We start from the raw sequence: 12,915 nt of genomic DNA on the forward strand, positions 1-12,915 counted from the left end.
CTCGGCAGCTCCTACGCTGCTCCTATGCTTCTATGCAGCGCCGTCGAGGAACCGCTCGGCGTAGTGACACGCCACCAGCCGGTTATCCAACGGCCGCAACGCCGGTTCCTCAGTCTTGCAGCGCTCGGTCGCGTACGGGCAGCGCTTGTGGAAGGCGCAGCCAGACGGTGGGTTGAGCGGGTTGGGCAGTTCGCCGACGATCTTGATCTTCGGCTTGTTCGGGTCCGGGTGGATGGTCGGGGTGGCTGACAGCAGTGCCTGGGTGTACGGGTGCAATGGGCGGCTGTAGATCGACTCGTTGGGGCCCATTTCCACCGGGCGGCCGAGGTACATCACCATTACGTCATCGGCGACGTGCTGCACCACCGCCAGGTTGTGGGAAATGAACACGTAGGCGGTGTTGAATTCCTGCTGCAGGTCCATGAACAGGTTCAGCACCTGGGCCTGGATCGACACGTCCAGCGCCGAGGTCGGTTCGTCCGCCACCAGCACCTTGGGTTGCAACATCATGGCGCGGGCCAGGGCGATGCGCTGGCGCTGGCCGCCTGAGAACATGTGCGGGTAGCGCTGGTAATGCTCGGGGCGCAAGCCCACCTGCTTCATCATCGCCTGGACTTTCTCGCGCCGCTCGGTGGCCGACAGGTTGGTGTTGATGAGCAATGGCTCGGCCAGTTGATCACCGATTTTCTGCCGCGGGTTGAGGGACGCATAAGGGCTCTGGAACACCATCTGCACGTCTTTGCGCAACTGCTTGCGTTCGGCCTTGTTGGCGCCGGCCACTTCCTGCCCGGCGATTTTCAAGGAGCCGGAGGACGGCTCTTCGATCAGCGTCAGGGCCCGGGCGAGGGTGGATTTGCCGCAACCGGATTCACCCACCACGGCCAGGGTCTTGCCGGCTTCCAGTTCGAACGACACACCGTTGAGGGCGCGCACGGTCGCATGGCCCTTGAACATGCCACGGGACACTTCGTAATGACGGGTCAGGTCACGGGCGGTAAGTACGACGGCCATCACGCCACCTCCTGGTTCAACGGGTAGAAGCAGCGGGCGAGGCTGTTGGTTTTTGGATCGAGGGCAGGGCGCTCCTGGCGGCAGTTGTCGCGCACGTACGGGCAGCGCGGCGACAGCAGGCAGCCTTGCGGACGGTCATAGCGACCGGGGACGATGCCGGGCAATGTCGCCAGGCGCTCGGCGCCCATGCTGTGCTCCGGAATCGCCGCCAGCAGTGCTTCGCTGTACGGATGCGCCGGAATGTCGAACAGCTGCGGCACCTGGCCCACTTCCACGGCCTGGCCGGCGTACATCACGCACACGCGCTGGGCGGTTTCGGCGACGACGGCGAGGTCGTGGGTGATCAGTACCAAGCCCATGTCCTGCTCTTTTTGCAGGGCCAGCAGCAGGTCCATGATCTGCGCCTGGATGGTCACGTCGAGGGCGGTGGTCGGTTCGTCGGCGATCAGCAGTTTTGGTTCGCCGGCAATCGCCATGGCAATCGCCACGCGCTGGCTCATGCCGCCGGACAGTTGGTGCGGGTAGGCGTCCATGCGGCTGGCGGCGCCGGGGATCTCGACTTTTTCCAGCAGTTCGATGGCGCGCTTGCGCGCGGCCTTGCCGGACATCTTCAGGTGCAGGCGCAGCACTTCTTCGATCTGGAAACCCACGGTGTAGCTGGGGTTGAGCGCGGTCATCGGGTCCTGGAACACCATCGCCAGGTCCTTGCCGACGATCTGCCGGCGCTGGCGGTTGCTCAGCTTGAGCATGTTCTTGCCGTCGAAGTTCAGCGCGTCGGCGGTGACGATGCCGGGGTGCTCGATCAGGCCCATCAGCGCCATCATGGTCACGGATTTACCCGAGCCCGATTCGCCGACGATCGCCAGGACTTCGCCTTTTTCCACACTCAGGTCCAGGCCGTCGACCACCGGCACGGCGGTGGCGTCGCCGAAGCGGACGTTGAGATTCTTGATTTCTAGCAGTGACATGGGAATCTCCTCAGGCGGCATTCTTGAGTTTCGGGTCCAGCGCATCGCGCAGCCCGTCGCCCATCAGGTTGATTGCCAGCACGCTGAGCAAAATGGTCAAGCCAGGTAGGCTCACGACCCACCAGGCGCGTTCGATGTAGTCGCGGGCCGAGGCCAGCATGGTGCCCCACTCCGGGGTAGGCGGCTGCACGCCGAGGCCGAGGAAACCCAGGGCGGCGGCGTCGAGGATCGCCGAGGAGAAGCTCAAGGTCGCCTGGACGATCAGCGGAGCCATGCAGTTGGGCAGCACGGTGATGAACATCAGGCGCGGCAGGCCGGCACCGGCCAGGCGAGCGGCGGTCACGTAGTCGCGGTTCAGTTCGCCCATCACGGCGGCGCGGGTCAGGCGCACGTAGGACGGCAGCGAGACGATGGCGATGGCGATCACGGTGTTGATCAGGCCTGGGCCGAGGATGGCGACAATCGCCACGGCCAGCAGCAAGGACGGCAGGGCGAGCATGATGTCCATCAGGCGCATGATGGTCGGGCCGAGGATGCGCGGGAAGAACCCGGCGAACAGGCCCAGCAGGATGCCCGGGATCAGCGACATCACCACCGACGACAAGCCGATCAGCAGCGACAGGCGCGAACCCTGGATCAGCCGCGAGAGCAGGTCGCGGCCCAGTTCGTCGGTGCCCAGCAGGAATTGCATCTGCCCGCCTTCCAGCCAGGCCGGCGGCGTCAGCAGGAAGTCGCGGTATTGCTCGCTCGGGTCATGAGGCGCGACCCACGGGGCGAAGATCGCGCAGAACACGATCAGGATCATGAACAGCAGCCCGGCGACAGCGCCCTTATTGCGGGAAAACGCGTGCCAGAATTCTTTGTACGGGGACGGGTACAGCAGGCTTTGATCGACTGCTACCGCGGTAGTTGGAGTACTCATGGTCTTGATCTCAGCGCTGGTGACGGATGCGTGGGTTGGCAAAGCCGTAGAGGATGTCCACGACGAAGTTGACCAGAATCACCAGGCAGGCGATTAACAGGATGCCGTTCTGCACCACGGGATAGTCCCGGGCGCCGATGGCTTCGATCAGCCACTTGCCGATGCCTGGCCAGGAGAAGATCGTTTCGGTCAGGACCGCACCGGCCAGCAGCGTGCCGACTTGCAGGCCGACCACGGTCAGCACCGGGATCAGCGCGTTGCGCAGGCCATGCACGAACACCACGCGCGACGGCGACAGGCCCTTGGCCTTGGCGGTGCGGATGTAGTCTTCGCGCAGCACTTCGAGCATCGAAGAGCGGGTCATGCGGGCGATCACTGCCAGCGGAATGGTGCCCAGCACGATGGCCGGCAGGATCAGGTGATGCAGGGCATCGAGGAACGCGCCCGGCTCGTCGGCCAGCAGCGTGTCGATCAGCATGAAGCCGGTTTTCGGCTCGATGTCGTAGAGCAGGTCGATCCGTCCCGACACCGGCGTCCAGCCCAGGGATACCGAGAAGAACATGATCAGGATCAGGCCCCACCAGAAGATCGGCATCGAGTATCCCGCAAGGGAGACCCCCATCACCCCATGGTCGAACAGGGACCCTCGCTTGAGTGCCGCGATCACCCCGGCCAGCAGGCCCAGGATACCGGCGAACAACAGCGCGGCCATGGACAGTTCCAGGGTCGCGGGAAACAGTGAGCTGAACTCGGTCCATACGCTTTCACGGGTACGCAGCGATTCGCCGAGGTCGCCGTGGGCCAGTTTGCCGATGTAGTCCAGGTACTGGGCATACAGCGGTTTGTTGAGGCCAAGGCGTTCCATTGCCTGTGCATGCATTTCGGGATCGACCCGACGTTCGCCCATCATCACTTCCACGGGGTCGCCGGGGATCATGCGAATCAACGCGAAGGTCAGCAAGGTGATGCCGAAGAACGTAGGGATCAATAATCCCAGTCGGCGGGCAATAAAACTAAACATCTTCAGGTGTACCTCATCAGCCGGTTAGGCGTGCCCTTCGATGCTTGGGATCAAGCGTCGAAGGGCGTTTTCTTATCTACTTCACCTGGGTGGTGGCGAAGTTGTTGGTGGTGAGCGGGCTAATCACGTAGCCCTCTACGTTGTTGCGCATTGCCGTGAACATCCGGGTGTGGGCCATGCTGATCCATGGCTGGTCCTGGTTGAAAATCACCTGGGCCTGCTCATAGAGCCTGGCGCGCTCCTCGGGGTTCACTGAGGCGCGTGCCTGGTCGAGCAGCGCCTGGAATTTCTCGTTGCACCAGCGCGCGTAGTTTTCGCCGTTCTTGGCGGCCTCGCAACTGAGCATAGGCGTCAGGAAGTTATCCGGGTCGCCGTTGTCGCCCGCCCATCCGGCCGACACCATGTCGTGCTCGCCGTTTTTCGCGCGCTTGAGCATTTCGCCCCATTCCATCACGCGGATGTCGACCTTGATCCCGACTTTCGCCAGGTCGGACTGCATCATCTGCGCGCCGAGCATCGGGTTGGGGTTGGTCGGGCCGCCGCCGTTGCGGGTAAACAGGGTGAAGACGGTGCCTTCCGGCACGCCGGCTTCCTTGAGCAGCTGGCGGGCCTTGTCCAAGTCGCGGGTCGGGTTCTTCAAGTCGTGGTTGTAGCCCAGCAGGGTCGGCGGATACGGGTTGACCGCCACGGTGGCGTTGCCCTTGCCGAAGAGCGCGTTGACGTAGGCTTCCTTGTCGAAGGCCAGGTCGATGGCTTTGCGCACCCGCACGTCGCTCATGTATTTATGGCTGGTGTTCAGCGCGGTGTAGGACACGGTCATCGCGTCCAGCTCGGTGACCTTCAGGTTCGGGTCTTTCTTGATGCTGGGGATGTCATCGGGCTTGGGGTACAGCGCGATCTGGCACTCGTTGGTCTTGAGTTTCTGCATGCGCACGTTGTTGTCGGTGGCGATGGCCAATATCAGCGCATCGGCCGGCGGCTTGCCACGGAAGTAGTCCGGGTTGGCCTTGAAGCGAACCTGGGCGTCCTTGTTGTAGCGCTGGAACACGAACGGGCCGGTGCCGATCGGCTTGCTGTTGAGGTCGCCGGTTTTGCCTGCCTTGAGCAACTGGTCGGCGTATTCGGCCGGGTAGATCGAGGAGAAGGCCATGGCGATGTCGGCCAGGAATGGCGCTTCGCGGCGGGTCAGGGTGAACTTGACCGTGTGCTCGTCAACTTTCTCGACGTTTTTCAGCAGTTCCTTGAAGCCCATGCTTTCAAAGTACGGGAAGCCCACGCTCGACAGTTTGTGCCAAGGGTGATTCGGGTCCAGTTGGCGCTGGAAACTCCAGACCACGTCGTCGGCGTTCATGTCGCGGGTCGGCTTGAAGTACTCGGTGGTGTGGAACTTGACGCCCTTGCGCAGGTGGAAGGTGTACGTCAGGCCATCGTCACTGATGTCCCAGGACTCGGCCAGGGCCGGAATCACTTCGGTGGTGCCGGGCTTGAAGTCGGCCAGGCGATTGAAAACGGTTTCCGCCGCAGCGTCGGCGGTGACTGCAGTCGTGTACTGGACAATGTCGAAGCCTTCCGGACTGGCTTCAGTGCAAACCACCAGGGGCTTGGCCGTGGCGCCAACGGCGACACTCAGCAGCGCGGCGGCGATGGCGGCGCGTAGGGGAATCATGTTCATCGTCAATCCTCTGCAATCGGGTAATTGGCAAAAGACCGGGCGGACGACCTCGTGAGTCGACCGCCCGGTGGCAGTTTAGAGAATGTTGAACGGGATGGTGGTGACCAGGCGGAATTCGTTGATGCTGCCGTCGATCTGATTACGGCTGGAGCGGTGTTCCGTGTAGGTCGCGCGGACTGCGGTGGCCTTCAAAGGACCGCTTTGTACCGCGTAGGAAGCGCCGACGCCGGTTTCATAGTGGTTCTCGTCGTCCAGGCCACGTACGTCATAGGCGGTGCCGGTGTAGTGGGTGCCGTCGATACCCCAGCCGCGGGCGCGGTAGACGTTGAACTTGAGGCCAGGAACGCCGTATTCGGCCATGTTGATGCCGTAGGCGATCTGGAAGGATTTCTCGTTCGGTCCGTTGAAGTCCGACAGCAGGGAGTTGGCCAGGTAGATGCCGTTGGTTTCGTGCAGGTAGTCGAAGTACTCGTTACCGTTCACGGCCTGGTAGGAGAAGGTCAGCGTGTGAGCCTGGTGGGTCAGGCCCAGCGACAGGGAATAGGTGTCGTTGTCGATCTCACCCATCTCTTTTTTGCCTTCATCCACGGTCTTGTAGTAATTCAGACCGGTCGTCAGCGCCAACACCGATGCGTCACCCAGTTCATGGGTAGCGCCGAAATAGTACTGGTTCCAGAAGTCTTCGACCTGGGACGCGTACACGCTGGTCTTCAGGCTCTTGAGCGGCTGATAGTTCAGGCCGGCGACGCTGACCTTATCGGTCTCTGCCCCATTGTTGTTGTATTCAGAGCGGAACTTCGAAAGGCTCTGTTCGGTTCGTGGCGATACGCGGTCGAACACGCCGGCATCGAACGAGAGGTTGCTGAACTCTTCGCTGTGCAGGCTCACACCTTCAAAGCTCGAAGGCAGCGCACGGTTGCCGATGACATCGACAATCGGGGTGCTGAAGTTCTGGCGGCCGGCGGTCAGCGTGGTGTTGGAAACCCGTGCCTTGACGTTGGCCAGGCCCAGCTTGCTCCATTGGTCCACAGCGTCGCCGTTGTTCTCGGCCAGCGTACGGTTACCGCCGTTGGCGATGTCCTTGCGGCTGCGGTCCAGGACCACTGCGTTGTAGGCAGCGACTTCGGTGCTGAAACCAACGGTGCCCTGGGTGAAGCCCGAGGTGTAGTTGAGGATGGTGCCCTGGACCCAGTTGATACGACGATCGGTAGGACGTGTCTCGCCGTGTTTCTGATAACTGAAGTTGCCACGCTTCAGCAGCTCGTTGGCGTACCAGTTACGCGTGGTGCCTGACAGGCTTTGGCCGTCGAGAAAACCTTTGGCTTCGGATTGGGCGCTGGTGCTCGCCAATTCGGTCGGAACGAAAGCCTGGCTCTGGGATTCAGCGTAAGCCGTTGCCGTAACGCTGCTGATGGCCAAGGCCAGTATCGCGGTGCTGCTCAATTTCATCGGTAACGCTCCTTTTCTTTCTTTTTCATGCCGTTCTTTTTTGGTGATACGGCTATCGGTTTGGAACTCATTTCCAGCTTGCAAACGTTTGCTTGGCGCCTGATCGGCGAATTACGGCAAGACGTCTGCGTGAGGGCTTCCATGGAAGCCCTCGCTGTGCGGCTAAGCGGTTATGGGTTCAGGCTGACGCCCGAGAAGACGTTGCGACCGAAGGGGCTGACCTTGAACCCTTCGACTTTGGCACTCAGCGGCTGGTTGACCGTCGAGTGGGCAACAGGGGTGATCGGCACTTGCTGCTTGAGCAACTGCTGGGCCTGTTTGTAGAGCACGGTGCGCTGGTCGCGGTCGGTGACGACCTTGGCCTGCTTGATCAGCTTGTCGTAATCCTGGTCACACCACATGGAGTAGTTGTTGCCGCCAATGGCGTCGCAGCTGTAGAGCGTGCCCAGCCAGTTGTCCGGATCCCCGTTGTCGCCGGTCCAGCCGATCAGGCTGATGTCGTGCTCGCCGTTCTTGGTGCGCTTGATGTACTCGCCCCATTCGTAGCTGACGATCTTCACCTTCAGGCCGATCTTCGCCCAGTCGGCCTGAAGCATTTCGGCCATCAACTTGGCGTTTGGGTTGTACGGGCGCTGCACGGGCATGGCCCAAAGGGTGATTTCGGTGCCTTCCTTGACCCCGGCGGCCTTGAGCAATTCCTTGGCTTTTTCCGGGTTGTAGGGCGTGTCCTTGATGGTGTCGTCGTAGGACCACTGCGTCGGCGGCATGGCGTTTTGCGCCAGTTGCCCCGCACCTTGGTAAACGGCGTTGAGAATGCCTTGCTTGTTCACCGCCATGTCCAGTGCCTGGCGCACTTCGACCTGGTCGAACGGCTTGTGGCGGGTGTTATAGGCGATGTAGCCGAGGTTGAAACCCGGTTTTTCGATCAGTTGCAGCTTGGGGTCGTTCTTCAAGGCCGGCACATCGGCGGGACGCGGATGCAGGGTGACCTGGCATTCGTTGGCCTTGAGCTTCTGCACCCGTACCGACGCGTCGGTGTTGATGGAGAAAATCAGGTTCTTCAGCTTCACCCGCTCCGGCGCCCAGTACTTGTCGTTGGCGACGTAACGAATGTTGGAATCCTTCTGGTAACTCTTGAATTCGAACGGCCCGGTGCCGATCGGCTTCTGGTTGATGTCGCTCGGCTTGCCGCCCTTGAGCAACTGGTCGGCGTATTCGGCCGAGAGGATCGAGGCGAAGCTCATGGCAATGTTCTGGATGAACGCGGCGTCCACGCTGTTGAGCGTCATGACCACGGTCAGCGGCCCGGTCTTTTCCACCTTGGCGATGTTCTTGTTCAGGCTCATGCCGTTGAAGTACGGGAACTCGGTGGGATAGGCCTTGCGGAACGGATGCTGCGGATCGAGCATGCGATTGAACGTGAACAGCACGTCGTCGGCATTGAACTCCCGGGTCGGCGTGAAGTATTCGGTGGTATGAAATTTCACCCCTTCGCGCAGGTGGAAGGTGTACTTCAAGCCGTCTTCGGAAATGTCCCAGCTCGTCGCCAGGCCAGGGACTACGTTGGTCGCGCCTTTTTCAAACTCGGCCAGGCGGTTGTACAGCGGCTCGGCCGCATCGTTGTCGGTGGCCGTGGTGTATTGCGCGGTGTCGAAACCGGCGGGGCTGCCTTCGGAACAGAACACCAGGCTGCCGCCGGCGGCCTGGGCTGCGGAGGTCGCGGCCAACAGGCCGGTGCCCAGCAATGCGGATAAAACCAAGGTATGGCGCATGACGCTCCCTCTCTTGTTCGGGGTGTTTGACAGTGAACCGGTGTCCTTCCAGGGACGGGTCCGGAGCACTGGGCTCATTCCATTGCGTAAACAGCGATGCCACAGGGCCAGCAAACCGGCAGCCTCGACGTTATGGGTCGTGGGCCAGGCGGTAAATGCGTAAACGCCTGAAAGACTTGTAGGAAAAGGCGACACGTCCTAAACCGACTGCTGTGGGACGCAGTGCTTTTGGATGTAGGCAATTTCCTAGGTCTTGGTCTCGGCAGACAGGGCGACGGCATGGCGTGGGAGCGAGTCCTGCTCGCGATGGCGTCGTTGATAGTCCGCCATCGCGCTCAGAAAGGGGCTGCTACGCAGCCCAGCGGGAGCAAGCTCCCTCGCCACAGGTCACCTTACTTGCTGACGCTGACGCCGTAGAAGGAGTTCAAGCCAAAGGGGCTGATCTTGAAGTCCTGCACGTTGGCGCGCATGGGTTGATACACCGTCGAGTGAGCGATAGGTGTCATTGGCACAGCATCCTTGAGGACGTGTTGCGCCTGTTTGTACAGTTCGGTGCGCTTGCCCTGGTCAGTGGTGCGCTTGGCTTCTTTCACGAGGCCGTCGAACTTCTTGTCACACCATTTGGAGAAGTTGTTGCCGGCCAGCGAGTCGCAGCCGAACAGCACGTTGAGCCAGTTGTCCGGGTCACCGTTGTCACCGCTCCAGCCAATGATCATGGCCTGGTTCTCGCCGCCCTTGGAACGCTTGATGTACTCGCCCCATTCGTAGCTGACGATGTTGACGTTCAGGCCGATTTTCTTCCAATCGGACTGCAGCATCTCGGCCATCAACTTGGCGTTCGGGTTGTACGGACGCTGCACCGGCATCGCCCACAGGGTGATGTTGGTGCCTTCCTTGACGCCGGCTTCCTTGAGCAGCTCCTTGGCTTTCTCAGGATCGTACTTGGCGTCCTTGATGGTGGTGTCGTAGGACCACTGGGTCGGCGGCATGGCGTTGACCGCCAGTTGGCCGGCGCCCTGGTACACCGAGTCGATGATCTGTGGCTTGTTGACCGCCATGTCCAGCGCCTGGCGGACCTTCAGGTTGGCCAGCACGTTCGGCTCGTTGCTGCCCTTGATCTTGTCCATCACGTTGTAGGCGATATAGCCCAGGTTGAAACCCGCCTGGTCAGGCATCTTCAACGCTTTGTCTTCCTTCAGGGCCTTGAGGTCGGCCGGGCGTGGGAAGAGGGTAATCTGGCATTCGTTTTTCTTGAGCTTCTGCATGCGCACCGACGGGTCGGTGGTGATGGCGAAGATCAGGTTGTCGATCTTCACGTCGTCAGGCTTCCAGTAGTCCTGGTTCCCGGTGTAGCGGATGTTGGAGTCTTTCTGGTAGCTCTTGAACACGAACGGGCCAGTGCCGACCGGCTTCTGGTTGATGTCCGGGGCCTTGCCTTCCTTGAGCAGTTGGGCGCCGTATTCGGCGGACTGGATCGAGGCGAAGCTCATGGCCATGTTCTGGATGAACGCGGCGTCAACATCCTTGAGGGTGAACTTGACAGTGTGGTCGTCGACTTTATCGATCTTGGTGATGTTGGTGTCCATCCCCATGTCGGTGAAGTACGGGAATTCGGTCGGGTACGCCTTACGGAACGGGTCGTCCTTGTTGATCATGCGGTTGAACGTGAACAGCACGTCGTCGGCATTGAACTCACGGGTCGGCTTGAAATACGGGGTGGTGTGGAACTTGACGCCTTCACGCAGGTGGAAGGTGTAGGTGAGGCCGTCTTCGGAAATGTCCCACTTGGTGGCCAGGCCAGGAATCACGGCGGTGCCGCCGCGCTCAAACTGGGTCAGGCGGTTGAACATGGTTTCTGCAGAGGCGTCGAAGTCGGTTCCGGTGGTGTACTGACCAGGGTCGAAACCGGCCGGGCTGCCTTCGGAGCAGAACACCAGGTTAGTCGCGGCGGAAGCGAAAGGAGCGCTGGCTAACAAGCCTGCGCCGACTAAAAACGGAATGACCGCGTGTTTAAGCATGTTGGCCTCATGATTTGTTGTCATTTTTGGATTTGAGGGCGACCTCGTGAGTCGTCCTGCGGATACTTATGCAGGCCCCATACCCAATGCAAGATCCGAAGAGGTTACAAGTCTGAAACAGTGGCACGAACGTACCTTAATGTCGCATCTTTGTAACTTCTGACGCATTTGACCGTTTGCGCAGGCTTTTTTGGGGCGAAACGCGCTCCTTGGCGGTGCGGCGCGAGGCCGCGACGCACCGGCATGGGGCGGGTTTTACTTGTTCAAACCCACGCCGTAGAAGGGTGTGAGGCCAAATGGGCTGAGTTTGAAATCCACCACTTCCTTGCGTATCGGCTGGAACACCGTTGAGTTGGCAATGGGCGTGATGGGCACTTGCTGCTTGAGGATTTTCTGCGCCTGCTGGTACAAGTCGATCCGTTTTTGCCGGTCGGTCGCGACCTTGGCTTGCTGGACCAGCCGGTCGTAGGCCGGGTCGCACCACTTGGCGTAGTTGCTGCCCTTGACCGCCGCGCAGCTATAAAGCACGCCCAGCCAGTTGTCCGGGTCGCCGTTGTCGCCGGTCCAGCCGTAGATCATCGCGTCATGCTCGCCGTTCTTGGCGCGCTTGATGTACTCGCCCCATTCGTAGCTGACGATGTTGGCCTTGATGCCGATCCTGGCCCAATCCTGCTGGATCATTTGCGCCGACATGCGTGCGTTGGGGTTGGAGGCGCGCTGCACCGTCATCGCCCACAAATCAATGGTTGTACCGGGCGCAACCCCGGCTTCCTTGAGGAGCGCCTTGGCCTTGGTCACGTCATGGGGCGCGTCCTGGATCGTCGGGTCGAACGACCACTGGGCCGGCGGCAAGGCGTTCTGCGCCAGTTGCCCGGCGCCCTGGTAAACGGCCTTGATGATCGCCGGTTTGTCGATGGCCATGTCCAGCGCCTGGCGGACCTTGAGCTGGTTCAGCGGCGGGTGCGTCACGTTGTAGGCCAGGAAACCGAGATTGAAACCGGGCTGCTTGAGCACGCGCAGGTTCGGGTCTTGCTCCATCACCTCGATGTCGGCCGGGCGCGGATAACCGCTGACCTGGCACTCGCCGCGCTTGAGCTTTTGCAGGCGCACGGCGGCGTCCGGGGTGATGGAAAAAATCAGGTTGTCGAGCTTCACGTCCTCGGGTTTCCAATACGCGGTGTTGGCGGTGTAGCGGATCTGCGAGTCCTTCTGGTAGCGCTTGAACACGAACGGCCCGGTGCCGACGGGTTTCTGGTTGAGGTCGCTGGCCTTGCCTTCCTTCAACAGCTGCGCCGCGTATTCGGCGGATTGCACCGAGGCAAAACTCATCGCCAGGTTCTGCACGAAAGCCGCATCGACGTTGTTCAGGCTGAAGCGGACGGTGTGCTCGTCGACCTTCTCGACGCTCTTGATCGTGGTGTTCAGGCCCATGTCGGTGAAGTACGGCGATTCGGTGGGGTAGGCCTGGCGGAACGGGTGTTGTGGGTCGAGCAGGCGTTGGAACGTGAACAACACGTCGTCGGCGTTGAAGTCGCGGCTCGGGGTGAAGAACTCGGTGGTATGAAATTTCACACCCTCGCGCAGGTGGAAGGTGTAGGCCAGGCCATCGGGCGATACGTCCCAGCTCGTCGCCAATCCGGGTTCGACCTCGGTGCCGCCGCGCTTGAATTGGGTGAGGCGGTTGAACACGGTTTCGGCCGAGGCATCGAAGTCGGTGCCGCTGGTGTATTGGCTGGGATCGAAGCCGGCGGGGCTGGCTTCGGAGCAGTAGACCAGGGTGGTGGCGGCTTGGGCCAGTGGGGCGCTGCCGATCAGGGCCAGGGCGAGCAGGAGGGGTTTGAAGGTGGTTCTGTCCATGAAATCCCTTTGAGGGGTGGTGAGGTTTTCAGGGAGAGTAGCGTTGCGGATGGGGGTGTTGGAAATATCGAAAAGTGAGGGGGACTGTTGGGTTTGGGTATAGCCTCTTGGACGAGGCGGCCTGATAGCCGGCCTGGTTCTTCCTGCTGTACTCCGATCAAACTGTGGGAGCGAGCTTGCTCGCGATGGCGGCCTTCCAGTCGGGTACATATCCATTGCTGCGGT

9 protein-coding genes are annotated in these 12,915 nt (G+C 61.0%); all 9 read right to left on the reverse strand.

Annotation, left to right across the window (positions count from 1 at the left end; genetic code table 11):
- Positions 1-30 precede the first annotated feature (30 nt).
- Positions 31-1,011 carry a peptide ABC transporter ATP-binding protein gene (locus tag OC610_RS11160; protein ID WP_072341153.1) on the reverse strand — a complete coding sequence of 327 codons (981 nt, stop codon included), beginning with the start codon at positions 1,009-1,011 and terminating at the stop codon, positions 31-33.
- Positions 1,011-1,979, reverse strand: coding sequence for an ABC transporter ATP-binding protein (locus OC610_RS11165; protein ID WP_245139643.1), 969 nt, complete (start codon positions 1,977-1,979; stop codon positions 1,011-1,013). Before OC610_RS11165 ends, OC610_RS11160 begins: the two co-directional genes overlap by 1 nt.
- Before the next feature lie 10 nt (positions 1,980-1,989).
- On the reverse strand, positions 1,990-2,901 hold the full coding sequence (locus OC610_RS11170) for an ABC transporter permease subunit (protein ID WP_030139821.1): 912 nt from the start codon (positions 2,899-2,901) through the stop codon (positions 1,990-1,992).
- A 10-nt stretch (positions 2,902-2,911) separates the two neighbouring features.
- The gene (locus OC610_RS11175) at positions 2,912-3,922 is read right to left on the reverse strand and encodes an ABC transporter permease subunit (protein ID WP_053145585.1); all 1,011 of its coding nucleotides are present in this window, start codon (positions 3,920-3,922) and stop codon (positions 2,912-2,914) included.
- A 76-nt stretch (positions 3,923-3,998) separates the two neighbouring features.
- On the reverse strand, positions 3,999-5,594 hold the full coding sequence (locus tag OC610_RS11180; RefSeq protein ID WP_264427822.1) for an ABC transporter substrate-binding protein: 1,596 nt from the start codon (positions 5,592-5,594) through the stop codon (positions 3,999-4,001).
- A gap of 75 nt (positions 5,595-5,669) precedes the next feature.
- On the reverse strand, positions 5,670-7,043 hold the full coding sequence (locus OC610_RS11185) for an OprD family porin (RefSeq protein WP_030139824.1): 1,374 nt from the start codon (positions 7,041-7,043) through the stop codon (positions 5,670-5,672).
- A 170-nt stretch (positions 7,044-7,213) separates the two neighbouring features.
- Entirely contained in the window at positions 7,214-8,815 is a 1,602-nt protein-coding gene (locus OC610_RS11190) for an ABC transporter substrate-binding protein (RefSeq protein WP_264427823.1), read from the reverse strand.
- Positions 8,816-9,207: 392 nt separating this feature from the next.
- Positions 9,208-10,833 carry an ABC transporter substrate-binding protein gene (locus tag OC610_RS11195; RefSeq protein WP_264427824.1) on the reverse strand — a complete coding sequence of 542 codons (1,626 nt, stop codon included), beginning with the start codon at positions 10,831-10,833 and terminating at the stop codon, positions 9,208-9,210.
- 255 nt (positions 10,834-11,088) lie between these two features.
- Entirely contained in the window at positions 11,089-12,690 is a 1,602-nt protein-coding gene (locus tag OC610_RS11200) for an ABC transporter substrate-binding protein (RefSeq protein WP_264427825.1), read from the reverse strand.
- Between the last annotated feature and the right edge of the window lie 225 nt (positions 12,691-12,915).

The sequence above is a fragment of the Pseudomonas agronomica genome (assembly GCF_025917275.1).
GTDB lineage: Bacteria > Pseudomonadota > Gammaproteobacteria > Pseudomonadales > Pseudomonadaceae > Aquipseudomonas > Aquipseudomonas agronomica.